Below are 21,718 nucleotides of genomic sequence, written 5' to 3' on the forward strand. Positions count from 1 at the left end.
AGGGTGAGCCAATGGCTCACCCTTTTTTGCATGCACGACGAATCGTGCTAACCCCTTGATTTAGAAGGGATCGCGTTCACTTTGACCGCTCGGCAGATCCTCGCCGCCTTCGGCCGGCTTGCCGCTGCCGCCCAGGAACTCGAACTCGTCGCAGACGACTTCGGAGAAGTAGCGGGTCTCGCCGTCCTTGTCGTAGGAGCCGTTGTTGATGCGGCCGGTGATCGCGAGGCTCTTGCCCTTCTTGCCGTGCTCGGCCAGCACCTCGGCGGCCTTGCCGAACGCCTTCACGGTGTGCCAGGTCGGCGGCTGCTTCTCGCCCTTGACGGGGCGGTTCGCCGTGGCCAGGCGCATCGTGGCGATCGCCGAACCACCTTCGGTGTAGCGCACTTCGACGTCGGCGCCCAGGTTGCCCACGAGATTGACCTTGTTCATTGTCTTGCTCCACATATCCCCAGGCCGAAATGGCGGGGTTCGTGGGAGAGTGCGGCCACCGCACAGGCACCGTTGTTGCGCCGTCGTAGTACGCACGTTCCACGGTAACGACACGTTACCGTGCCCCCTATGTACCGTTACCGTGTTTCGCTGGCACAATGGGATGCCGGACTCCCCCGGTCAAGCCAAGGACAATCCAACCCATGAGTGCCTCCCTTTTCGGCTCCTTCCGCCTCGGCCGCGACGCCCGCATGGTCGAAGGCCAGAACGGCAAGTTCGCGAGCCTGTCGCTTGCCTACGACACCTACGACAGCAGCAAGGGCGAACGCGTCCCGCAATGGATCGGCGCGACCCTCAACGGCACGCGTGCCGAGAACCTGATGGAGTACCTGAAGAAGGGCACCCTGGTCGAGGCGGTGATCGCCGATCCGCGTCTCGAAAGCTACACCAAGGATGGCAAGGAGACGTGGCAGCTGCAGGGCCACATCATCAAGATCGAACTCCTCGGCGGCAAGCGCGAGGACGATAAGCCGGCCGAAGGCGGCGATGCCGGCGGAGATGGAGACCGGCCGCTCTAGCGAACGACTGCATCACCAGGCGCTTTACAAGAAAGCCCGCACCAAAGGTGCGGGCTTTGCTTTTCGAGTATCCGGATTTGGCTGTGTTTGAAGCTTCACAGCCGCCCGGACTCCAGTAGCTCGATCAGTGTGGCAATGTCGGCTCCGTAGTTCTTCGGCGGGCCGGGCGGTTCCTGTGGGCGAGCGTCCCCAGGGACACCCCTGCGTGGAAAGGGAATCGCCTTTCCAAACGGCATCACACCATCCACCAAGGCGTACCCAATCATGGTCGGTTCCGCGACCTTCTGCACAGGCTCGCGTCGGCGCTCGAACTTCGGCCGGCTCAACGTGTGCTTGTGCGCGCCTTCGGTGAACAGGATCTTCGCGCGCAGCGCCTCGAAGCTGTAACCGCGGCCCAGGCGGTTCATCACCCGGATCAAGCTGTTTAGGCTCTCCGTGTAGGCATTGGTCACCGGGTGCTCGAAGTAGTTGAGGATGAAGTGGTGCCAGTTCTGGAAGGCCCGGATCAGGTCGGCATAGTAGGGGCGGATCTCGGCCGGAATGCCGTCACGCCACGCCTCGAAGCGCCGCGCGGCGTCCTCGGGCGACTTGGCCTCGTAGACCTCGAAGAAGTCCTCCTTGAGCCGGTACGCCTCGCCCAATGCCGGGTAGTTCTTCGTCCAGCCGTCGAGGTTGAGGCGTTCTTCGTCGCTCAGGTCGCGCTTGCGCTTGAGCATGACGAAACGGTCGTGCATCAGCCCGCGCCGCTGCTTCAGGGTCAGCGCGGCCCGCAGCCCTTTGCGGGCGCGCTCCATCGCATCGTTGGCCATCCGGACGACGTGGAACTTATCGATCACGATGGTGGCGTCGGGCAGCACCGCCTGCACCGCGTCGCGGTAGGGCAGCCACATGTCCATCGCCACGTACTGCACCTTGTCCCGGTTCGGCATCCGGGTCAGGTACTTCGACACCGTGTCCTTGTTGCGGTTGTGGAGCATGTCCACAATGGTGTTGTTCTGGATGTTCGACACCACGCAGCGCGGCTTGTTGATGATGTGGATTTCGTCTATCCCCATCCACTTCGGTGTCTCGAAGCGGAACCGCGCCTCCAGCTCGTTGATGTAGTCGCGGAAGATGTTCCGGATGGTCTTCTCGTCCAGGCCGGTTTCGTCGGCGATGCCGGCGAAGGTGCGCTTCAAGCTCTGCTGACCGATCCAGCGGACGAGCCGGTCGGTCATTTCGCGCTTGGCGTTGACGGCGGGCAGCGTCTCCATGAAGGTCTTGCCGCAGGACTGGCACCGCCACCGGCGCGTGTCCACGTAGATCGCCAAGCGCTTGCCGTGCGTCGGCAGGTCGCGGATGACCTGCTCGTTGCGGCCGTGGCCAGTGAGGCGATCCGCGCCGCACGCCGTGCAGGTGCTGGGCGCGTTCGAGACTTCAGCGTAGACGTGGTAGTCGTGCCCGGCTTCCTCGACCCGCCGCACGGTGAAGGCGGGGAGGTTCAGGATGTTCGTGGGCATCGGCGTCAGTGCTGTGCCGAGCGGCCCGCCTCAGCAGCCTCGTCTTCTATGAGATCAATCGCACCTTCCAATGCCTCGCGCATCGCCAGCGCTTGCGCGTAGGTCAGGGTCAGCACGAACGCGAAGCCAGCAGGCGATGGAAGCAACCCTTGCACGCTGACTTGCGGAAGTTGTCGAGGGCTGCGACAAGCAGCTGCTTGAAAGGCAATGTCGTCACGCTGCGAGCAATCGAAGTTCATGTTCAGTGCCTACAAGAAATCGCGGTGGCAGCGCCGGAAGTCGGTCATGGTTCCAGTCCTTCTTCAGTGATCGCCTTCTAGGGCACCGGCGACATCTCAAGGCGCGGTTCTGAGAGATCCAGGTAGCCAAGGTCGCCCCGGCAGACCCATTCGAGCATCACACCAGGAGGCTCGGGGCGCATGCGGAACTGAGCCAGTGCATTGTCGTATTGCGCCTCGGTCGTTGCTGAGTTCGCGAGACGTGGCTGATGGTCGATCAACCCTGCAAGGTTTGCCTCGCCCACGTCGGCAAGGAACGCGGTGACGGCGTTGCTCGGATCGATGGCTAGAACGAAAACCGACCCCAAGCCCACCATGCGTGCCAATACATCACGCACGATGGGATCGCTTGGGTTGAGCAGGACGTTGAAGTTGCCGACGTTCCGGAAGGTGAAGGCGAAGTGCACCACCTCGTAGGTGGAGGTGCCGAGCACGGAATGCCCAAACGTGAAACCGTGTTCCGTGACGGCCAGTGGCAGTGAGCATTGAGGGCGAATGGCAAGCAAGGGCAGGACGCGCCTTCGCTCCTCGATCACACCGACTGCGCAACATGCCTCAGGGTGCGCCATGAATTCGTCGACAAAGCCTTGGTTCAAGGCCAGCTTGGGGAGCAGTTTTCGAACCTTACTCATACTTGCGACGCAGGAATTCCTGCACTTTTGAAGGCATTGGCGAGTAAAGACTTACCGCTCCAGATTTGGCCCAGCGCAAGCGAGGGACGAGTCTATTCATGGTTCCATTCCTCCAACGTCGGGTTCGCTACGAAGGTTGGCTAGCGCGTCCTGAACCTGCGCGTGCAAGCCCGGAAGATCGCTCTGGATCGTCTTCCAGACGATCTCCAGATTCACCTTGAAATAGCCGTGCGCCAGGGCGTTGCGCATGTCGTTGGCCAGCGCCAATGGAAGCTCAGGGTGGGCGGCTGCAAAATCCGGGTGGACGCGTTCGATGTTGCGAGCAGCTTCGCCGATCACTTCCAGGTTGCGGATCACGGCGTCCTGAAGAAGACTGCTGGCCAAGAAGCCTACTTCGTCAACATCGTCCACGTAGGAGTGGATGCGTTCGATGGCTTCAAGGATGTGCTCCAGATAGTCGGGCAATCGCTGCGGATCGCGACTCATACGGGACTGGCCTCCGCGAGCACGGCAGCCCGGAACTTGTCCGGCAACCCATTGGGCGTCAGCACATCCACCGGCACGCCGAGCAACTTGCGCAGCTCGATGCGAATGGCGCTGATGTCAAACAGCGTCGTATCGGGTGTCGGGTCGATCAGGAGGTCGAGGTCGCTGCTGTCGGTGTCCTGGCCGCGTAGCACGGAGCCGAACACCCGCGCGTTGCGGCCACGGTGCGACTCGACCACCTGCCGGATCGCGGCTCGGTTCGAGGCCAAGGCTTCCGAGGGCTTCATCCGATCTTCTCCCACAACGAAATCCGGGTTCACTGTAGATCAACGCGCAAAAGGAAGCAACACGATAATCCGGTTTTACAGTGACGTGACGCGGGCCGGCTCAGGTGCCGGAAACACACTCAAATCCGGATACCCTGCTTTTCATATCAGGCGACGATGACCTCCATCAGGTTCGCAGTGAGTTCGACGGCGAGCAGAGTAGGCATCGAGGCCGGCATACCAGGCTGTTTGCGAGCGTCCTTGAATCCTTCCACCATGCGCTCGATCGCGTCGACCTCGATTGTCTCAGCGAAGTCGTCACCGTCCGCACCACCCTCCTCCGCCGTGTAGCCCTTCGCGTAGACGACATTGCAGCGCCCCTCGGCATCCAGAAGCTCCGGCTCCGTCGAGCACATCAGGTACACGCCGGCATCGTTGACCAGCACGAGGCGCGCCGGGATCTTCGTCGTGTCCACGTCCTCCGCCTTCGCATAGCCAGCGGCACCGAACGAACATCCAGGCTTGAGCAGCCTGGCGTCGAACAGGTCATTGACTATCGCTGCTGGCTTCGTCGCCTTGGCGTGCTCCATCATCGGAAGCACTTTCTGCAGATCGAAATTGAAACGCATGCCACTCTCCATTCCCGGCACCGTGCCGGGTTCGTCGTGGAGAAGCCCGCGGCCTATGCGCGGCTTGTTGCGCGCCTTTGCCGGCAACAGAAAACCCCGGCGCTAGAGCGCCGGGGTTGAGTACATCACCTTGCGGTGGAATCACCATCTGCCGCAGATCTGCTTGCGAGGGCTTCGCGGATCTCCCTGTGCGTCCAGTCACCCTGGTAACGACGATCCGTGGTGGTGCAGCTGTTACGCCCGAAGGGCAGCTTTTCAACGATCTGCCATTCACGCCCCCTGGCATCGCGCCATCGCGTCGCCATCGTCACAGGAACCACCTTTCCCCGGGCCACCATCAGGCCCAGCTCGTCCAGTGGGCGACCGGATAGACCTTGACGCCACCCACCTCGCGAAAGGGCACACGCGAAGCCGAGCGCACGCTGTCGATCTTGACGTAATCCCCGTTGACAACGTGGCGAGTTTCCTTGCTATTCTTCAGGAACACGTCAGGCCGCGGCACACAGTCGCCTTGCATCGAACCCGTGCTACTACTCTCCGCCGCAATTGCACGAACCCACACGCAACGCGCGGTTACCCGAGTCACTTGGTAGTAGTCGACGTTAGTCTGATCGTAGCCCCATGAAGCCTTGAGCACGTCGCCGACCACGAGCGAATGCGGCTTCTTTCGCTCGGCCGCACGGGCTGTCTTACGCTCCTCGTGCTGCTGGAGATTGGCGGCGAAGCTTGCCATCTTCTCGTCCAGCCGATCCTTCGAGCGAAAGCCGATATACCAGCTGTGCTTTGCCGAACGGCCGCAGTAGGCAATGGCCTCCCACGATCCTTCTTGCTTACTGGTGCCGAAGTAGATCTCGCCCAGCTCCTTGCCACTGCCGTTCAGCACCTTCTGCGTCTCGGTGCAACGAGACGGACGCCAGCGGTAGGGCAACTCGTTCTTCGTGTCGCTCTCGCGCTCACCCAAAACTGCACTTGCCATATCTGTCTCCTACGTTCCAGCCGGACGGCCGGATTCGGTAAGAAGTGATCCGCAGCTGCTCGGAGCGCGTTGCGCGTCCGTCGTGGATATAAGAAAACGCCCAGCTTTTCAGCCGGGCGTTTGGGGGTCAGCTTCAGCGCGACGCCTCACGGCGGGACGATCAAGCCTGGCAAGGATGCAGTTCACCAGGGGAGTGAATGAATTGCGTCCTTACGTGCGTATAACGGTAACGCATGCTTTTGGCTCGGTCAATACAAAAAGAACCCCGCCAGCATTACGCTGGCGGGGTCGGTTTCATCATGCAGCCAAGGGCTGAGCCTCGTCCTGATCCTGGTCGTCGCCGAGTCCACCTGCGGCGGACTCGAAGATGCCAAGCGCCTTGTTGACCGCCGCCTGCTGTTGCAGCAGAGCGTCCAACTTTGCGGCCCCCTCGAAGGGAGCATCCAACTGCGTGCGCAGACCAGCCAAACGCGCTTCGTCTTCGACGACATAGCCGGCGTAGTTTCGAGCAGCCTCCTCGAAGTCCGCGCCCATTCCTTCCATGGCGGCAAGGATGTATCCGCCGGTTCGGGGGATATCCCGCTTCACCGTCATCTTGCCCGCCAGCTTCAGGACGACTGCAACACCCTCGCCAGTGGATCGGCTGACCATGCTGACGCCGAAGGCGCCCCATGCACCCACCTCGGCCGAGTGACCGAGCGCGTAATGCACGGCCTTCGTTTCGACGTCAGCCCTGGCCACGGCCAAAGCCTCAGCCTTCGCTTCGCGGGTCGTCAGTGACCGCCCATCGGCCAACAACAAAGGCAACCGCATCGCATCCTGCGCTGCTGCCGCCTCCGACCGATACAGCTCCGCCAACCGTCGATTCTCATCGATGGCGTTCGGAAGCGATGCCACCTCTCTACGGACACCAGCAAGCCTTCGCTCGTGCTGGGTTCGCAGGATGGTCAACTTCGCCACTTCTGCATCCACGCCCGCCTTTTCCAGCACCAGCGGATTGCCCGACGCCAAGGCTTTCACCTCGGCATAGGACAACGCGTTCAGCTCCAGATCTTCCGCCGAACGCATGGCCCGGTCGCCGCTCATCACCTGGGCGATGAACTTCGCCTTCGTCTCCAGCGTCTGCCACATATAGGCATCGAAACTACCCTCTGTGACATAGCGGAAGATCCGCACGCCGGCGTTGGTGTTGCCACGTCGAACTATACGGCCGTCGCGTTGCTCAACATCTGCTGGGCGCCACGGGGCGTCGAGATGATGCAGTGCCACCAGCCTGGTCTGAACGTTGGTTCCCAGGCCAAGCTTCGACGTGCTGCCCAGCAATACCCGGACAACACCCTGTCGCACCGACTCGTACAGTCGCTCCTTGGCAGCATCGGTTTCATAGTCGTGAATGAACGCGATTTCGGCAGCCGGTACTCCACGCTTAACGAGCTTGGCCTTGATGTCGTCGTAGACATTGAAGCCTTTTCCCTTCGGCGTGGAAAGGTCGCAAAACACCAGCTGCGTTCCGCGATCCTTCGCCGAGTCCACCCATACCTCGTGGACTCGCTCGACACACAGGTTCACCTTGCTTCCTGTGAAGTCGCGGTACTTCGCCGAGACCAGCCGCATGTCCAACGCAGCCTTGCGGCCATCGTTGGTCACCAACAGCATGTTGTCCTCCTGCGGCTTCACCCTTCCTTCGTGGATCTTGTCGGAACGCTTGACCAGGCTCTCTACGTACTCCTTGAGCGCTGGGCTGGCTTGGGCAACCACCGCGATTAGCTCGGAACTCGGAACCGGCAGCTTCAACATCGCCGCCGTCTTCACGTCTGCCACTTCGCCAAACATGCCCAACAACTCAGGCAGATTCACGAAGCGCGCAAAGCGCTGGTTCGTCCGATACCGCGAGCCATCCGGTGCCAACTCGATCGATGTAACCACCTGGCCGAAATTGCTGGCCCACGCATCAAAGAAGGCGACGCCCGTTTCTTCCAGCGCCCGCGGCTGCAGGTAATGCTGCATGACCCACATTTCGGCCATGCTGTTCGCCACCGGTGTACCTGTGGCGAACACGACGCCGTTGTCGCATCCATGCAGCTCCTCGATGTTGCGAACCTTGAGGAGCATGTCGAAGGCGCGTTCCGCATTGCTATTCGGCAGCCCTGCCACACGCGTCATCTTCGTGACCCTGAACAGATTTTTGAACAGGTTCGCCTCATCGACGAACAAGCGATCAACCCCAAGTTGATCGAACGTCAGCACGTCGTCCTTCTTCTTGCCCTCGGCCAACCTGTTCAATCGCGCTTCCCATTGCTTCTTCGCCTTCACGAGATCCTTGTAGACCAGTCCCTCGCGCTCCGAGCCCACCATCTCCGCGACGATCTCGGCGATCTTTGCCTCGATGTAGTCTTCGATGAACTCCGGCGCGAGCTTGATCCGCTCGAACATCGCGTGCGTCACAATCACCGCATCCCAGTCCCCCGTCGCAATCCGCGACATCAATGTCCTGCGCTTATCACCCTGGAAATCAGCCTTCCCGGCCACGAGGATGTTTGCGCTCGGATACGAACAAAGGAACTCGGTACCGAACTGCTCCAGCATGTGGTTTGGCACCACATACATCGGCTTGCGGGCCTTTCCCAGTCGACGAAGCTCCATGCCTGCACAGACCATGGTCAGTGTCTTGCCGGCCCCAACAACATGCCCAAGCAACGTGTTGCGTTCCCCTGCAACGATCCGCCAGATGCCATTCAATTGATGCGCGCTGGGCTTATGCCAGTACGAATACCCTGGCAGCGTCAGGTGCGATCCATCCGGCTCCCACGTCACGTGGCAGTTGAAGGTATCGTTGTAGATGCGCACCAGGCGATCCGCACGATCCCTGTCCTGCCACAACCATTCAAGGAACGCTGCCTTCAAGGCTTCCTGCCGCTCACGCGCCTCGATGGTTGCCTCGGTGTTGGTGACGTACTTTCCATCGTCCGTCTTGTCCCTGATCGTCGGCGCCTGCTGATTCATCGCCTGCTCCACAAGGGTGAAGGCGTCGATCCGCTTTGTGCCGTATTTCAGAGCACCCACACCCGATGGCCGGGCACGGACATACCGGTTTATCGTTACCTCGAAGCTCCCCGAATTGGCAGAGCGGATTACCTTTGCTTGGCTCTCCCCCAGGCACTCCTGTATCCATGCCTCGTAGTCCGCCAGGGGAATCCATGGCGATCCAAGGGTTGCGCCGATTTCACTGGGAACCAGATCCACCGGAAGCACAGCCTGGAGCGCAGCCACATTCGCTGCGTATTCCTGACCGGCGGCCTCGGCCGCCAACAGCTTCATTCGCACATTGCCCGAAAGGTAACGATCCTTCGTCACGAGGCTCCCTGTTTCCGGGTCATCAAACGCCAACCCTTCCGCAAGCAACGCCTCCCGCGCACCATGTGCATCCTTTCCAACCAGCTCGCCGATCGCTTCCAGATTCAGACCACCGTAGCGATTGCTCACCACAGCCACTGCATCTGCCAGCGACTCGCACTTGCCCGCCGGCGGCAGACCGCCCGCCGTGCGTCGCGAGAACAGCGCCGCCTTCTCGACCACGCCCGTCTTGTGGTCAACCACTTCCAGTGAACGCAGAAGCGGCATGGACGGGTCATCCGCGAACGCCTGGACGTTTGCCTTGTCGCTGATCGGGCCGAACTGCCGAACGAATGCGTCATAGGCATCGTTGAGCTTGCCTCGCATACGTATCAGAGCTGCCTCGGGCACATCCTCCTGCACCTGAGCTGCAACCAGCTCCCTTGCTACATCACGCACTCCAATCAGACCAATGATGCGCTCCAGCTTCCTGCCGGAAACCTCGATCTTGCACGCCGCAGTCGCCGACGTGCGCACCCATAGCGCACCTTCCTTGGTGAGGTAGCTGCCAAGAGGCACTGCCAGATCCGGCGACACCATCATCGTCGGCTTGCTGTTGTAGCTATGCAGCTCGCCGGATGCGGTGCGGGCCTTGTAGATGTCCGAAGGGAACGCTTCCGCCTGCTTGCGGATCGCGGCCCTCAAGTCACCCGCGAAGTTCACGGTAAGTTGCCGCGTTCCCCGCATGCCACTTGTCGTGCCGAACGTACCAATCACCTTCTCTGGGTACTTGGCGAACCAGGAGTTGCACCGAAAACCCTGCGCCGTGTAACCCACGGCCGGGCCTTCAAGCCGCTCTGTCTCCATCCATCCTTGCGGGTTGGGCTCGATGCCCTGCCCAAGGCGCTGCAGCACAATGACGTCGGTAACCACCTCCGTACCGGCCACCTGGCCGAATGTAGAGCTGGGAAGGCGGAACGCACCGACCAACCTTGCCTTCCTGGCCAGGTACTGCCGCACCGTCGTGTTGACCGCATCCATGGTGTACGCGCTGGTGACGAAAGCCACCAGGCCGCCCGGACGCACCACTTCCAGCGCTTTCGCGAAGAAGTAATTGTGGATCGAGAAGCGCGAGTACGTTTTGGCTTTGGACTCCACGACCCGATAGTCACCGAAAGGCACGTTGCTGATCGCAAGGTCGTAGAACCCGTCGACCAGTGGGGCCGCCTCGAAGCCACAAGCATGCACCTGCACACCGAACTCGCCGTAAAGCTTGTCCGTGATGCCCGCCGAAACCGAATCGATCTCGATGGCGGTGATTGCAGACTCCTTGGCGATCTCCTCCGGCATGCCGCCGATGAAGAACCCCGTGCCTGCCGATGGCTCAATGATGCGACCACCCTTGAAGCCCACGTGACGCAGCAACTCCCACATGACATCGATCACTTCGCTAGGCGTGTAGTGAGCGTTGTTCACGCTGTTTCGCACGCTCTCCCGTTCGCCGTCGTTCAACAGCGCATCCAGCTTCTCGATGCGCCGCACCCAGTCTTTGTCCTGGCTGGCGAACTTCTGACCGAGCGATCCCCAGCCCGAGTAGGCGTTGAGTACCGCACGCTCATCAAGGGAAGGATTGCGACCTTCCGCCTGAAGCGCCTTCAACAATTCGATGGCCTTCACGTTGGCATCGAATTTCGCGACCTCGCCACTCGGAACCGAGACTGCGAGACGCGGCCACACAGCCCTTTCCAACCCATGCCTGGAAGGTGCCACGACTTCGATCACCGCACGCGCCAGGGGCGCCTGCGGCAGCTCGATGATCTCCGCCGGCACTACCGGCGTGGTCATCGAAAACAGCTCGAACTGCAGCGGCGCCTCTGCCGCACGTACACGGTGTGCCATGAATATCTCCACGATTAGCTGCCAATGGGCAAGCCTTCGTGGAGAGGCGCTCTTTCCGTAGGGTCAATGGCGTTGCGCTCCCGTGCCAGCAGCGGCCTGACGCCCGGCACGAGCGCGCAACGAGCCTGGCTCCTCCTTGGTCGCGCTCCTCGCATGAAGGACGGCCGGCGCCGTCCATTGCTGGGAGCACTACCATGAGCAAACCTCAGTTTTTCGTCGGGCGGTTCAAAGAAGTGCAGGAAAAGCACGTCGCGCATGGCGACGTGACCTTCCGTGTGGAGAATCAGCCGAATCCGGTGCACCTGCGCCGCGGCACCTGGCGCTCCAACCGTGGCTACACGATGGAGCCCATCCCCGATGGCTTCGGACTGGTTCCGAGCGCGGACGATGCCATCAAGGCCGTTGCCGGGTGGATCAACGAGCACCCCGAGGCCGGCCGCGTGTCGAACCTCACCGTGCACGCCGTCACGAGCTGACGACCGATCTACAAATCACGTCGGCTTGGGTAACATTCCAGGCCGATCCCGTTCTGCACGTAGCCGGCCAGCAGCCGGCAACAGGAAACCATCATGCCCAAGCTCACGAGCTTTGCCGACGCATTCTCCGACTGGAGTAGCGCAATCAAGCCCGGCGTCATTGCCACCTACGGCGACAACGACCAGCCCGCCCTGGACGAATCGTGGAACGACTACACCGATTCCCTCACCCGCGATCGCAGGTTCAACGGCCTGCAGTACCACTACTGTCCGTCGCTCGATGACGATATGCCGGATGACGACAAGGAGTTCCTGCTGGAACGCATGAATATCCAAGTCAGCTCCGATGGCACACAAGTCACCATCAAGCGGGGAAGCGAGTCGGTGACCTTGCCGGTGCAGATCGAAGGGCCGCTGTCCTCGGAAGACATCTTCCAGGAAGTCATCGATATCCTGGACGACGACGACGATCCCCGACACGAGGAAATCACCAACAAGATCGGCACGGTGATCTCGCGCAAAGACCTCGACGACCTCATCGAGGTTTTCAACGACCTCTGACGCCTCCGCATCGGGGCCGACATACCGAACCCAGCTTCCATCAAGGAGGCTGGGTTTTCTTTTGCCATGCTCACCTGAGAAAGCCGCGCAACAGCCGAATGTGGCGCGGCACGCACTTCTTCCACGAAGTCAGCGTGGTGCTGACACTGTGTGGAGAACGCCATGTTCTATCGGATCTCGAAAGCCTTCGTCAATGTGGGCTTCGCCCTCCTGAAAGCAACGTTCTTGGGCACCGCAGGTGCTCTTGCTGGGTTCTCCAGCGCTTTCGCGTCCTCCATCAAGGAGGATTTCGAGCCGGCCCAACAGCCTGCTCGCAAGAACGCCTCGCCGCGCAAGCGGTAAGGCTCATCGCATCGGAGTGAGCACTGCTCACTCACGGATTCTTCGGAATCCAATGCCGAAACCCCCGATCATTCGATCGGGGGTTTTCCTTTTTCAGCAAGAAAGGTGACACCAGCGCGCAACAACCGCGCGGCAGGGCCGCTTCCACCTACCTCACGAAGGTGCTGCTGCGATTCGCGCACCCCTCCCGGCGCTCGGCGCCCACCACCAGCATCGCGACTGAGCGAGCTGTGTGTCGACGAAGGTGGCCACCGCAAGGCGGTCACCCTGGCAGAGACAACCGCATCTATCGCTCCTGATGGGCATTTGCCCCGGACGATTCGATCGGCCCTGTGCCGTTACTGCGGAGGCGCCTCTGGCGACCCCGGTAACCCCATGTCCTAAGCCCCGACCAGACGGCCGGGGCTTTCCTTTTGCCCGCCACCAATCCAGCGCAACACGATCGCTCGTGACGCAACGCCACCTCTCCACGAAGCCGGCACGTCTGCCGGCACCATGGAGTTGAACATGCGTACTCTGACCATCGAGAAAACTGTCTACCCCTTCGAGGAACTCAGCAGCAAGGCGAAGGCCCGGGTGTGTGACTGGTACAGGGAAGGTCTCGACGACTTCGCTGACTTCACCATCGAAGACTTTCGCCAGGTGTGCGAGCTGATCGGCATCGATCTCCGCACGCGCAACGTGAAGCTCATGAACGGCAGCACGCGTCCCGAGCCGTGTGTTTACTGGCAGCTCGCCTACTCGCAGGGCGATGGCGCGAGCTTCGAGGGCACTTACACCTACCGCAAGGGCGCATCCAAGGCAATCCGGCAACATGCCCCACAGGACACCCGGCTCCATGCCATCGTGGACGCTCTGCAGGCCGTACAGGCCCGCTGGTTCTACAAGCTGTCCGCTAACTGCCGGGATTCCCGCTGCTGCCTGCTTGTCGACGTCGAGCACGCCGACGACCAATACCGTTCGATCGACAGGAACACCGAGCGGGAAATCAGCGACCAGCTGGATCGCCTTGCAAGCTGGCTGTATGAGCAGCTGCGCTCAGAGTACGAGCACCAGACCAGCGAGGAGACCGTCGCCGAGATGTGCGAGTCCAACGACTGGGAGTTCGATGAGTCCGGGCGGATTCATCGCTGACGCCAGCACACGGGCTCACCTTCACTGCACCAACCCCGACCAGCGCAAGCTGGCCGGGGTTTCACTTTTGCACCATGCCACTGCGGTGCAACGTTCCGATGCGTCGCCGGCGGACTCCTTTCCGGCGAAGTCGGCACGTCTGCCGTCATGGGATGCAGAAACCAATGAACGCCCAAGCCACAAACCACAATGACCGTGTGCAGTCGATCGAACAGGAACGCCTGGCCAATATCGCCATCGCGAACCACAATAGCTTCGCGCAGCGCCTCGAACGCATAGCGAGGGGCCATGCCTACTATGAAACCGTCCTTCGGATCGCTCTCGCGGCACCGGGCCTGGACGATGCCGAACGCGCAGCTCTGCAGCGCCGCCTGGATGGTCTGAGCTGCAGTACCGACCATCTCCGACTCCAAGACGTTGCATTCAAGCTCCGAGCCTACAAGCCCCGTCTTGGTGATCTGGCCACCGCAATCGTGAGCGGCGGTGGAGAGTACGAACACGATGAGCCCGGCTTTGAAGCCTACGATGCCCAATTCGCCGGCTCTTACACCAACTACCACATCTGCCCGCCCGGACTGACCTTGGAGATGGTCGATTTCGAGTACCTGGATGCTGCCAATGTCCAGATCGAGCATGCAGACAACGCATGCACCATCTTCGCCGAGCAGCACTTCTAGGACATACCACCAGCCGCGCCGCGGCATACACCCACCAACCCCGACCAGCGCAAGCTGGCCGGGGTTTTCCTTCTGGTGACAGCACGCAACGCGCTTTCGTCGTCTCGGGTTCCGCCTCCGAACAAAGGCTGGTGGTCAGCCTACGGCGGAGTGGAAGATGGAAACTGGAAGCATCGTTTTCGGCCCCCTCCCCTGCGGAGACGGGCGCGGCCTGGCCACCCATCCCGGGTTGGTTGTGGCGATCGTAGGAAAAGTTGCCCTGGTTGTTGTGGGCACCTCACAACATCTGCCCACCCATCCTCTGGAGGGGCAGCTTGTTGTTGGGCCTGACCGCGCAACGGCAGAGGAATGGGCGGCAACAGGACTGGATAAGCCCACGCAGTTCGACGGCATTGGCGGCACCGTTGCTGTCGTGCGCATTGATCGCGCTCGCATCATAGGCACCGTGAACGCGAAACAGGCGTGGTGGCGTGCGGCTCGCGCGGTTGGGCGTGCCGCCATGATGACCTGGGCCAAGAAGGCCGCAGCCAAGATGCCTCACTAAGGCGTCCATGCAAAAACCCCGACGTGCGCAAGCAGGTCGGGGTTCCTTTATGCCTCAGTCGGCGCGGAACCCTTGTTCCGCTTCCATTCTCACGAGGCGGAGTGTCATTTCCACCTCCGCCGCGGCAAAGGCCATGCCGATCACCTCGTCCGCCTGGTCACCCAGCTCGTCCATCAGATCCAGCACACTTTGATCGAGCATCTCGCCTCTCCTGCAGTTCATCGTCACCACTCCTGCGGCCACGCCGCGGGTGGATCATGAAGAAGGCACCTTGTGGCTGCATTGTACCCCCCTTTATTCATGCCGCCATACAACTGCAATAGGTGTATACGTTATACTTGTCGAATCGACTCTATACCGGCATGGCGACCCAAGGAAGTTCATACATGGGGCAACCCGCTCTGTCGATCGACGAAGCTGTGCGCACACTCACCAGCCGCGGCTACCACAACCTATCGGCACGCCAGGTGGCCTCGATCCTCTGGCCCGGCACCAGGCGGGACGCACAAGTCACCGCCCTCGCGTCCGCGATCGCCAGTCGCCTGGCCAGGCCCCGCAGCCCGCGTAGATCCGCGCTCAACCCGTAGCCCATACGACAAAGCCCCGACCAGTTGGTCGGGGCTTCACTATGCATGCTGGCTCAGTTGAGCAGGTAAGGCGGCAGGGCTTGTTCGGCGGCTTCCTTGTCCGGGAAGTAGCCGGACAATCGCGAGCCTGGCTCCTCGAATCCGTCCTCCACCCACATCGTGCCGATGTAGTAGCCGGCGGCCGAGCGGAGCACGCGGGGCTCCGTGTAGTGACCTTCCATTTTCCGAACCTCTCTCGGTACCCATCACAGGATGGGCTTCATGCGAAAGAGTGATCGGAACCCGATCCACGCCCGTTGCGCGTGCGTGTCTGCCTCAGTCCTCAGCCGGCGCCTGGTTCACCCGCACGTACCGATCCCCTTGCCGCTCTGCGACGAAACAGCCGTCGCCGGTGGTGCGCTGGTAATGCTGTCGCGCCGCCGACAGTGTGTTGTGCGTCTTCAGGATGGTGTAGCCAGTTCGGCACGAGAGCGCCTTGGGATCTGTCCAGCAGACCGCGAATTTACGCATCCTCATCACGCTCTCCTTACCCGTTCCAGGTTGCGACATCAGCGTCGCCACGCAGCATGCCGAGAAGGGTCAGCTCCTCGATCGCACACCCCCATTCTTCGGCACACTCCCTCATAGCCGCTTGCTCCGCTTCTTCCTCCGTGTCGCAGGCAATCGACGTCACGAAGGTCGCCCCCCTGCCACTAGCGTTCTGCACGAACACGAGGAACCGTTCAGTTGTGCCCTCCGGCTTCGTGGTCAGTCCACGCGTGGCCACTTCGGCACCGATGACGTCGTAGTCGTCGCCGGCGGCGTAGAGTTCCATGCCCAGCTTGTACCCCTCGGGCGTCGGATCGCCATGCGCGTGCGATGCCACGAACTCGGCGAACTGCACCGGACAGAACGCCGCTCGCAGCGCGCCGTCTATCACGGCACCGCGCTCCACCATCTCGTCGACGAACGCCTGCGGCGCCATCAGACCATACCTGGCCATCAGCCTGCCGAGATCCTCGGCGGCAATGTCCCCTGATTCCACTCGCCCCTCGATGTAGCTCCGAAGCGATTGTTCCAACCCAAGCGTATCCATCAAGCTCTCCTGCACGTGAGCAGTACAGCACTGCCCTTCAAGGAGGAGTGCCTTTTGGCTCCACCCATTCTTGTTGCGCGAGCGTGTGCAAGAGCCGTGGTCGCGGCATAGTCGATGCGCAATGAAAGACCCCGGCACTTTCGTGCCGGGGTCTTCGTGTTCTCTATCTTCGCTTCCGCTTGGGGAGCTTACTTGTGCGCGACGGGCCGGTCAGCTTTTGCACGGGCCTCGGTCATTGCATCGTCGAGGCTTTTGGTGACTTTCCGGGCGACGGCACGGCCGCCGCGGGCGGCGACCAAGAGAGGCGCGACGAACTCGTAGGGGGCTTCGCGGAGCCCCTTGACGAACCGCTGCTTGATGATGGTCAGGGTTTTAGCCATTGCTGTTCTCCTTGATCTCCTTGACCGCACGTACAACGGAGACCCAAAGCAGGTACATGAACAATACCACGTCCGTCAAGAGGAGGATATCCCCGAACCCTTCCAGCGCGTAAACCAGCAACACGCTGGGGGCAAACGGACGCACCCAGCCGATCAGCAACTCGACCAGCCATTCGATGCCCAGAATCGCCAGCCCGCCCAGCACGAACACAATCACGTGAGCGATCAGCTCCACCATCGGCCCGATGGTCTTTTGAAATGCAGTCTTGAACGACATGGAACTCCTCTCATCCGTACATGGGAAGCACCGCACTTCCCTTCCCTGCTGAGCGCAGAAGCACTGTAGCTCCCGTTGTTGCGCGAGCGTATAAAAAAAGACCCGCATGTGCGGGTCTTTTGTTCATTGCTGCCGATCAGCCCTTGGGAGTGCAGGGCTCGACCAACTCCGCCTCACCCCTGCCGCACACCTTGCAGAGGCCAAGCGTGATGTCGCCGTTGCGATCCTTGATGCTGTCTGGGGCGTCCTTATCACCTTTCTCGTAGAGCACATGCGTCTGTGTCGCTCTCACGATGCTCTCTGCGGCCTTCATCACCTTCCAAACCTCTGACCACCGCCACTGAGCCGGCAACGGATGGGCTCGCGAGAAGCTCGCATGGTACAGATTCGCCGCGGCCCCCATTTCGGATGTGTACTCATCCGCCCGAGTGAACAGTGGCGTGCTCGCGAGCAACGTGTGCAGCGCATCCAGTTTCTTCGCCTGGAAATCACGCTCACCACCCTTGAGGTAGTGGAACGCATCGGAGAGCGCAGCGAGGTAGCCGGGACAAACGAAATCCACCGCCATCGCCTCGTTGGTGACAACGCTTTCGCCCTGCGAGGAAGGCAACATTTCGAGCACCCACTGCAGGGCAGATGCTTGACCAGCATGCCAAGCTTTCGCGTTTTCGGTAGTCAACGGAAACGGAGCTTCATTCGGATCTGCCTCAACTGCCCTGGCAAGCGCGGCCTCGAACAGCTCCCTGGACGAATCAAGATTCCACTCACCCTTCATCGTGCGCTGAGCTGCGATCTCGATTGCAGCCTTAAAGTTGCTCGCCTTCATATCCCACTCCATCGCATAGGCAGCACAACGCCGCCTTTCGAGGCCGGGTGCCGCGACAAGCCGACCTCTCGTGTTGCGTGGACGTATAACACAAGGCCCGCGTATAGCGGGCCTTGGTCGTGAGGGTATGGCGATAACGCCACCGTACCTATCTGTCTTCTGCTTTTCCCCCACACAGAACTACTGTTTCTGCCAGTTCCTCGCCTGCTGGATGATGCGCTTCACGTCCGCGCGCTTCATGCCGCCTTCGCCTGATGTCCCACTATCGGCCAAAGGAGCTGAGGGGCTCGCCGCATCCACTTTCAACCCGGCCGGCTCGCCCGCCTGGTGATCCCGCTCCGCCATCACCGCCGCCGGCGCCGTCGATGCCGGTTCGCTAGACGGTGCTGGAGCAGCAGCTGGAGCTTGTGTCGCCGCGGCTACAGGTTCCGGCCTCTCTGCTGGTGTCGACGTCGCCTGCGCGGCACCAGCTCGTTCTGATTCAGCGGGCAACGGCATTGCTGCAGGCGCTGCAGGCACGACCACCACCGGTGCCGCCGGCGGCACCGGTACCGGAACGACCGGCATTGCCTCCACCTGCGCCACCGCCGGCGGCGCTTCTGCCTGCGCTGCAGGTGCTGCCGCGGGTTCCGCGGTGCGGCCACCCCCAGGCATCTCTCCCGCCCCCGTCGAGGCTGCCACTTTCGCCGGGAAGGCCGGTGTCCTTGCGTCGACCGCTGGCCTGGTCAACGTCGCGCCGGTCGCGGCCGGCAGATCACCGCCGGCGCCGTCATACGCACCAGGTTCCCGATGTACGGGCTTGATGGGGTGTTCCGCGTGCCCAGCGCCCCGCGCCGGCGCTTCGGCATCGCTCACCAAGTCGTGCTTCCAGTACCCCGGAACCACCTCGCCGCGTGCCACCGCGGCGACGTATTCGCTTGCCATTTCAGCCACTGCACCGAGGCGTTGATTCCAGACCCATTCCCGCACGTCGGCGTCTTTGGCCGAGTACGAGAATCGGACGTTCACACGATCCGGCATTGCCTTCGGCGATCGCACGAGTCCTCGCGCCATGGCGACTCCTAACCGTTCTTCGGGTTGACGGCGGAGGCGATGCTATCCAGCGCCCCGGCGCGCCGCAGTTGTTCCAGCCCGCGCCGGATGATCTCCGGCATGTCGTTGGGGTGCTCCCACAGCCACTTGGCCAGCTCGCGGTACTCACGACCTTCCCGCGAGTCGATCACCACGGTGAAGCGGAAGCTATCCGGCACAGGGCCGGTGCGTGCATAGGTCAGGGCCATCGTCAGTCCCCCGCCTCCTGCCCGAACAGGAACAGGCCGTTGGCCACCACGTAACGCGGATCGGCCGGGATCTTCGCCATCTTCCAGCGCTTGCGCAGCGCGTCGGACACCAGTGAGGCGCCGCCACCCACCACCAGCAGGTCATCGGCCGTGTGGATCACGGTGCCGAATACGCGCATCGCACCATCCACGATGGAGTCGGTCATGGCCTCGATCGCGATAGCCACCTGCTTGGTCACATCCCGCACCTGGCCGTCGTACTTGATGGAGCCGGTGCTGAGGATGGCATTGCACTGGCGCATGTCCAAGTCCATGCCCATCACGGACAACTCGCGCTTCAGGACTTCCGCGGCCAACGACACGCCCTGGATCGACTGCGATCCGGTTTCCGACCACTGGCCACTCTCGATGGCACCGAAGTCGGTCGTGTAATAGCCGATGTCCACGATGGCTGCCGTGTTGCCCAAGGACTCGCCCCCGTTCGCGACGGCGGCGTCCAGCCAGGCACCCATAGGCTGCGGCAAGACGCTGATCCTTTCCTCCGGGATCTGCAGGGTCAGCGCAGCGATCTCGCGCAGGCGCTTCCACTGGCGACCGTACAGGCGGCTCGGCAGGCCCAGCGTCAGCACGGGTTCGATCTCGCCAGTGGCCTTCACTGCCTTGTCGTAGCCCGCCTTCAGCAGCGCCTTGTGCTCGGCCGTCTCGATCCAGTCGTCACGCAAGCCATCGGTCACGCGACCCATGCTCTGGGTCAGGGCCGTATTGCCCACGAACCACTGCTGACCGCCCAGCGACACCGTGTCCGCAGCTGCTCGCTCGGAGGCGCCTGGCGCCGACAGCGCGATGGCGGGCATGACCGCCGCTGGGAAAATCTCGCGGTAATCACCGGCCACGACCTTCACGGCCGAGTGGCCAATGTCCTGCCCGATCGCCGCCCTCTTACTCACGTTCTTTGCCATGGAGTCCTCTCGTTGTGGTGGGTGGTTGGAACGCCGCCGAAGCCGCGCACTCACGCGTTTTCGGCACCGTCCACACTGCAGAGGCTTCATGCATACATCAGAGCCCCTGATGCGCACATTAGCGCCCCTACATCACAATGTAAAGCCACTACATCAGAGCCTCCACATTGCGCATCAAAGCCTTTAATGCGCACATTAGAGCCTCTGCGCTACGCATCAGCGGCGCTACATCAGCGCCTCCGCGCTACACATCAGCGCCGCTAATGCACACATTAGCGCCTCTACATTACACATCAGAGCCTCCAAATAGGCGTTTCGCCCCGTCGATTGTTCTCCCAGCACCCCCATTGACCATCCCAACCCCGACTTTCGCCGCGAAATCGTTCCAATCCCGATAACCTCTTTGTAGTATCTTTCCCACCGACTTTCGGGCCTTAACGTTTTACGAGCTGGAGATTTCCATGTCGCAGATCGAACCCCGCCAAGAGCTTGCTGAGGGGGGCGTTACTGGGCGAAAGCCGCGAAAGGCTCGCCGGCCGAAGCGTGGTCTGGCCAAGGAGATGCCCGGGCGGGCGGAGGCGTACACCCCCGTCGCGAACCTGGCCTTGTTGGCGAAAGCCGCGCAGAGCGGCGTATTGCCTCGCGACCTGTTCGCCGGGTTCGAGCGCATCGAGTGGGCTTTGCACCAGGTGGCGTTGGCGCTATGCATCTGCCAGCCCCGCAACTCGGTGGGCACGTTCTCGGTGCGCTGGTGGCGAACGGACGGGCAGCACAGCTGGCTGCGGCGGCCGGTGCTCGTGCGGCTCCACATGCACGGGGGCGCCCTCGTGCCTCGGAAGGTGGTTGGCCGAATGCCGAAGCTGCGCGTGGATGGAGCGTTCTCGACGAATGCCGACCTGGTGCCCTCGCTGCTCGCGGAGTACAAGTCCCTCTACAATCAGTGGCTTAGCCTGCGCGATCTGGTCGCGAAGTGCATGGCGTTCGATCGCGGCATGCGGCGTTACCTGGCGAAGGCCGACCAGGCGGTGGCGCACCAGGCGGGTCTCGTGCCGGCGTTGATGCGAGCCGGCCGTGGCCGCGCCGAGGCAGCTGGCTACGACATGGCCTGGGTAGACAGGCTGCAGGAGGACGCCCTGGCTGAGGCGGCCTCATCGGCGAATGCCGTAAATGGTTAAGACGTGATCGCTGCAACAGGCGTGCTGAGGCGGCCTCATCGGCGAATGCCGTAAATGGTTATCGCATCCTCACGAGCGGGCGGCCCGTTGCCCCGGGCCGCCCGCTGCCGGCGTTCTCGCCATCACTGCGTAAATGGTTGCGAGGTCATCGCCAGGCGGCGGGGTCGCGCTTTTCGTAAATGGTTGCAGACGCGCAACCATCGGATTTGCCTATGTGACTGCGGATTCACCCCCCTTCCGCCGTCTCGATCCCTAAATGGTTGCGCCTACCTGCGTAAATGGTTGGGGCCGCGCTGCGAGCGCCCGGCCCGGGGCGACGGGCCGGGCGCGGTGGACGTATCGCCCTCGCAGCGTAAATGGTTGACCTTCTTGGCTACGTCCCCTGCGTAAATGGTTGTTGCTTGCCCCCGTTTTCAC

Annotated in this window: 27 protein-coding genes; 8 read left to right on the forward strand and 19 right to left on the reverse strand. The window is 61.9% G+C overall.

What is annotated here, in order from left to right; translation table 11 throughout:
- Positions 1-60 precede the first annotated feature (60 nt).
- Positions 61-432, reverse strand: a complete 372-nt coding sequence (locus AB7849_RS15120) for a single-stranded DNA-binding protein (protein ID WP_369501249.1) — start codon at positions 430-432, stop codon at positions 61-63.
- A gap of 203 nt (positions 433-635) precedes the next feature.
- On the opposite strand from AB7849_RS15120, the gene AB7849_RS15125 reads away from it, so the two are divergent.
- A complete protein-coding gene (locus AB7849_RS15125) occupies positions 636-1,010 on the forward strand; it encodes a single-stranded DNA-binding protein (RefSeq protein ID WP_369501250.1) in 375 nt (124 codons plus the stop codon).
- 95 nt (positions 1,011-1,105) lie between these two features.
- Here the strand turns inward: AB7849_RS15125 and AB7849_RS15130 are convergent, their stop codons facing one another.
- The 8 genes from AB7849_RS15130 to AB7849_RS15165 form a co-directional block, all read right to left on the reverse strand.
- The gene (locus AB7849_RS15130) at positions 1,106-2,509 is read right to left on the reverse strand and encodes an ISL3 family transposase (protein WP_369501251.1); all 1,404 of its coding nucleotides are present in this window, start codon (positions 2,507-2,509) and stop codon (positions 1,106-1,108) included.
- 5 nt (positions 2,510-2,514) lie between these two features.
- Positions 2,515-2,748: a hypothetical protein gene (locus tag AB7849_RS15135; protein ID WP_369501252.1), complete on the reverse strand. Its 234-nt coding sequence runs from the start codon at positions 2,746-2,748 to the stop codon at positions 2,515-2,517.
- 77 nt (positions 2,749-2,825) lie between these two features.
- Entirely contained in the window at positions 2,826-3,419 is a 594-nt protein-coding gene (locus AB7849_RS15140) for a hypothetical protein (RefSeq protein WP_369501253.1), read from the reverse strand.
- A gap of 96 nt (positions 3,420-3,515) precedes the next feature.
- Positions 3,516-3,905 (reverse strand): HepT-like ribonuclease domain-containing protein, encoded by a 390-nt coding sequence (locus AB7849_RS15145; protein ID WP_369501254.1) that lies wholly within the window; start codon positions 3,903-3,905, stop codon positions 3,516-3,518.
- Positions 3,902-4,192: a nucleotidyltransferase family protein gene (locus AB7849_RS15150; protein WP_369501255.1), complete on the reverse strand. Its 291-nt coding sequence runs from the start codon at positions 4,190-4,192 to the stop codon at positions 3,902-3,904. Before AB7849_RS15150 ends, AB7849_RS15145 begins: the two co-directional genes overlap by 4 nt.
- Before the next feature lie 146 nt (positions 4,193-4,338).
- Positions 4,339-4,800, reverse strand: a complete 462-nt coding sequence (locus AB7849_RS15155) for a hypothetical protein (RefSeq protein WP_369501256.1) — start codon at positions 4,798-4,800, stop codon at positions 4,339-4,341.
- Between the two features lie 337 nt (positions 4,801-5,137).
- Entirely contained in the window at positions 5,138-5,776 is a 639-nt protein-coding gene (locus AB7849_RS15160; RefSeq protein WP_369501257.1) for a hypothetical protein, read from the reverse strand.
- Positions 5,777-6,073: 297 nt separating this feature from the next.
- Positions 6,074-11,008 carry a hypothetical protein gene (locus AB7849_RS15165; protein ID WP_369501258.1) on the reverse strand — a complete coding sequence of 1,645 codons (4,935 nt, stop codon included), beginning with the start codon at positions 11,006-11,008 and terminating at the stop codon, positions 6,074-6,076.
- Between the two features lie 194 nt (positions 11,009-11,202).
- Here AB7849_RS15165 and AB7849_RS15170 point away from each other — a divergent pair, with 194 nt between their 5' ends.
- From AB7849_RS15170 to AB7849_RS15195, 6 genes are all read left to right on the forward strand, one after another.
- Positions 11,203-11,484: a hypothetical protein gene (locus tag AB7849_RS15170; RefSeq protein WP_369501259.1), complete on the forward strand. Its 282-nt coding sequence runs from the start codon at positions 11,203-11,205 to the stop codon at positions 11,482-11,484.
- A 93-nt stretch (positions 11,485-11,577) separates the two neighbouring features.
- A complete protein-coding gene (locus tag AB7849_RS15175) occupies positions 11,578-12,045 on the forward strand; it encodes a hypothetical protein (protein WP_369501260.1) in 468 nt (155 codons plus the stop codon).
- A 162-nt stretch (positions 12,046-12,207) separates the two neighbouring features.
- The gene (locus AB7849_RS15180) at positions 12,208-12,387 is read left to right on the forward strand and encodes a hypothetical protein (protein WP_369501262.1); all 180 of its coding nucleotides are present in this window, start codon (positions 12,208-12,210) and stop codon (positions 12,385-12,387) included.
- Positions 12,388-12,894: 507 nt separating this feature from the next.
- On the forward strand, positions 12,895-13,521 hold the full coding sequence (locus AB7849_RS15185) for an antitoxin of toxin-antitoxin stability system (RefSeq protein ID WP_369501263.1): 627 nt from the start codon (positions 12,895-12,897) through the stop codon (positions 13,519-13,521).
- A 164-nt stretch (positions 13,522-13,685) separates the two neighbouring features.
- Complete coding sequence (locus AB7849_RS15190; protein WP_369501264.1) at positions 13,686-14,198, forward strand: hypothetical protein; 513 nt, start codon at positions 13,686-13,688, stop codon at positions 14,196-14,198.
- Between the two features lie 157 nt (positions 14,199-14,355).
- Complete coding sequence (locus AB7849_RS15195; protein WP_369501265.1) at positions 14,356-14,742, forward strand: hypothetical protein; 387 nt, start codon at positions 14,356-14,358, stop codon at positions 14,740-14,742.
- A gap of 54 nt (positions 14,743-14,796) precedes the next feature.
- Here the strand turns inward: AB7849_RS15195 and AB7849_RS15200 are convergent, their stop codons facing one another.
- The 10 genes from AB7849_RS15200 to AB7849_RS15245 form a co-directional block, all read right to left on the reverse strand.
- Complete coding sequence (locus AB7849_RS15200; protein ID WP_369501266.1) at positions 14,797-14,943, reverse strand: hypothetical protein; 147 nt, start codon at positions 14,941-14,943, stop codon at positions 14,797-14,799.
- 439 nt (positions 14,944-15,382) lie between these two features.
- Positions 15,383-15,523: a hypothetical protein gene (locus AB7849_RS15205; protein WP_369501267.1), complete on the reverse strand. Its 141-nt coding sequence runs from the start codon at positions 15,521-15,523 to the stop codon at positions 15,383-15,385.
- A gap of 121 nt (positions 15,524-15,644) precedes the next feature.
- Complete coding sequence (locus AB7849_RS15210; protein ID WP_369501268.1) at positions 15,645-15,845, reverse strand: hypothetical protein; 201 nt, start codon at positions 15,843-15,845, stop codon at positions 15,645-15,647.
- Between the two features lie 10 nt (positions 15,846-15,855).
- Positions 15,856-16,404, reverse strand: coding sequence for a hypothetical protein (locus tag AB7849_RS15215; protein ID WP_369501269.1), 549 nt, complete (start codon positions 16,402-16,404; stop codon positions 15,856-15,858).
- Between the two features lie 188 nt (positions 16,405-16,592).
- Positions 16,593-16,784, reverse strand: a complete 192-nt coding sequence (locus AB7849_RS15220) for a hypothetical protein (protein ID WP_369501270.1) — start codon at positions 16,782-16,784, stop codon at positions 16,593-16,595.
- Complete coding sequence (locus AB7849_RS15225) at positions 16,777-17,061, reverse strand: hypothetical protein (RefSeq protein ID WP_369501271.1); 285 nt, start codon at positions 17,059-17,061, stop codon at positions 16,777-16,779. The genes AB7849_RS15220 and AB7849_RS15225 overlap by 8 nt, the downstream gene beginning before the upstream one ends.
- A gap of 136 nt (positions 17,062-17,197) precedes the next feature.
- Positions 17,198-17,887, reverse strand: coding sequence for a hypothetical protein (locus AB7849_RS15230; RefSeq protein ID WP_369501272.1), 690 nt, complete (start codon positions 17,885-17,887; stop codon positions 17,198-17,200).
- 180 nt (positions 17,888-18,067) lie between these two features.
- The gene (locus tag AB7849_RS15235; RefSeq protein ID WP_369501273.1) at positions 18,068-18,940 is read right to left on the reverse strand and encodes a hypothetical protein; all 873 of its coding nucleotides are present in this window, start codon (positions 18,938-18,940) and stop codon (positions 18,068-18,070) included.
- An 8-nt stretch (positions 18,941-18,948) separates the two neighbouring features.
- Complete coding sequence (locus AB7849_RS15240) at positions 18,949-19,167, reverse strand: hypothetical protein (protein ID WP_369501274.1); 219 nt, start codon at positions 19,165-19,167, stop codon at positions 18,949-18,951.
- Positions 19,168-19,169: 2 nt separating this feature from the next.
- Positions 19,170-20,126, reverse strand: a complete 957-nt coding sequence (locus AB7849_RS15245) for a hypothetical protein (protein WP_369501275.1) — start codon at positions 20,124-20,126, stop codon at positions 19,170-19,172.
- 461 nt (positions 20,127-20,587) lie between these two features.
- Between AB7849_RS15245 and AB7849_RS15250 the strand changes: the two genes are divergently transcribed.
- Positions 20,588-21,301 carry a hypothetical protein gene (locus tag AB7849_RS15250; RefSeq protein WP_369501276.1) on the forward strand — a complete coding sequence of 238 codons (714 nt, stop codon included), beginning with the start codon at positions 20,588-20,590 and terminating at the stop codon, positions 21,299-21,301.
- Positions 21,302-21,718 lie beyond the last annotated feature (417 nt).

Source organism: Rhodanobacter sp. FW021-MT20, from assembly GCF_041107475.1.
Lineage (GTDB): Bacteria > Pseudomonadota > Gammaproteobacteria > Xanthomonadales > Rhodanobacteraceae > Rhodanobacter_A > Rhodanobacter_A glycinis.

Excerpts from the sequence above, each read along its gene's own strand:
- AB7849_RS15165 (WP_369501258.1), bottom strand. The coding sequence starts at position 11,008 with ATGGCACACCGTGTACGTGCGGCAGAGGCGCCGCTGCAGTTCGAGCTG.
- AB7849_RS15210 (WP_369501268.1), bottom strand. The coding sequence starts at position 15,845 with ATGAGGATGCGTAAATTCGCGGTCTGCTGGACAGATCCCAAGGCGCTC.
- AB7849_RS15215 (WP_369501269.1), bottom strand. The coding sequence starts at position 16,404 with ATGGATACGCTTGGGTTGGAACAATCGCTTCGGAGCTACATCGAGGGG.
- AB7849_RS15140 (WP_369501253.1), bottom strand. The coding sequence starts at position 3,419 with ATGAGTAAGGTTCGAAAACTGCTCCCCAAGCTGGCCTTGAACCAAGGC.
- AB7849_RS15155 (WP_369501256.1), bottom strand. The coding sequence starts at position 4,800 with ATGCGTTTCAATTTCGATCTGCAGAAAGTGCTTCCGATGATGGAGCAC.
- AB7849_RS15130 (WP_369501251.1), bottom strand. The coding sequence starts at position 2,509 with ATGCCCACGAACATCCTGAACCTCCCCGCCTTCACCGTGCGGCGGGTC.
- AB7849_RS15135 (WP_369501252.1), bottom strand. The coding sequence starts at position 2,748 with ATGAACTTCGATTGCTCGCAGCGTGACGACATTGCCTTTCAAGCAGCT.
- AB7849_RS15240 (WP_369501274.1), bottom strand. The coding sequence starts at position 19,167 with ATGGCCCTGACCTATGCACGCACCGGCCCTGTGCCGGATAGCTTCCGC.
- AB7849_RS15235 (WP_369501273.1), bottom strand. The coding sequence starts at position 18,940 with ATGGCGCGAGGACTCGTGCGATCGCCGAAGGCAATGCCGGATCGTGTG.
- AB7849_RS15220 (WP_369501270.1), bottom strand. The coding sequence starts at position 16,784 with ATGGCTAAAACCCTGACCATCATCAAGCAGCGGTTCGTCAAGGGGCTC.
- AB7849_RS15195 (WP_369501265.1), top strand. The coding sequence starts at position 14,356 with ATGGAAACTGGAAGCATCGTTTTCGGCCCCCTCCCCTGCGGAGACGGG.
- AB7849_RS15150 (WP_369501255.1), bottom strand. The coding sequence starts at position 4,192 with ATGAAGCCCTCGGAAGCCTTGGCCTCGAACCGAGCCGCGATCCGGCAG.
- AB7849_RS15125 (WP_369501250.1), top strand. The coding sequence starts at position 636 with ATGAGTGCCTCCCTTTTCGGCTCCTTCCGCCTCGGCCGCGACGCCCGC.
- AB7849_RS15230 (WP_369501272.1), bottom strand. The coding sequence starts at position 17,887 with ATGAAGGCGAGCAACTTTAAGGCTGCAATCGAGATCGCAGCTCAGCGC.
- AB7849_RS15175 (WP_369501260.1), top strand. The coding sequence starts at position 11,578 with ATGCCCAAGCTCACGAGCTTTGCCGACGCATTCTCCGACTGGAGTAGC.
- AB7849_RS15190 (WP_369501264.1), top strand. The coding sequence starts at position 13,686 with ATGAACGCCCAAGCCACAAACCACAATGACCGTGTGCAGTCGATCGAA.
- AB7849_RS15185 (WP_369501263.1), top strand. The coding sequence starts at position 12,895 with ATGCGTACTCTGACCATCGAGAAAACTGTCTACCCCTTCGAGGAACTC.
- AB7849_RS15170 (WP_369501259.1), top strand. The coding sequence starts at position 11,203 with ATGAGCAAACCTCAGTTTTTCGTCGGGCGGTTCAAAGAAGTGCAGGAA.
- AB7849_RS15250 (WP_369501276.1), top strand. The coding sequence starts at position 20,588 with ATGTCGCAGATCGAACCCCGCCAAGAGCTTGCTGAGGGGGGCGTTACT.
- AB7849_RS15120 (WP_369501249.1), bottom strand. The coding sequence starts at position 432 with ATGAACAAGGTCAATCTCGTGGGCAACCTGGGCGCCGACGTCGAAGTG.
- AB7849_RS15200 (WP_369501266.1), bottom strand. The coding sequence starts at position 14,943 with ATGCTCGATCAAAGTGTGCTGGATCTGATGGACGAGCTGGGTGACCAG.
- AB7849_RS15245 (WP_369501275.1), bottom strand. The coding sequence starts at position 20,126 with ATGGCAAAGAACGTGAGTAAGAGGGCGGCGATCGGGCAGGACATTGGC.
- AB7849_RS15180 (WP_369501262.1), top strand. The coding sequence starts at position 12,208 with ATGTTCTATCGGATCTCGAAAGCCTTCGTCAATGTGGGCTTCGCCCTC.
- AB7849_RS15225 (WP_369501271.1), bottom strand. The coding sequence starts at position 17,061 with ATGTCGTTCAAGACTGCATTTCAAAAGACCATCGGGCCGATGGTGGAG.
- AB7849_RS15160 (WP_369501257.1), bottom strand. The coding sequence starts at position 5,776 with ATGGCAAGTGCAGTTTTGGGTGAGCGCGAGAGCGACACGAAGAACGAG.
- AB7849_RS15145 (WP_369501254.1), bottom strand. The coding sequence starts at position 3,905 with ATGAGTCGCGATCCGCAGCGATTGCCCGACTATCTGGAGCACATCCTT.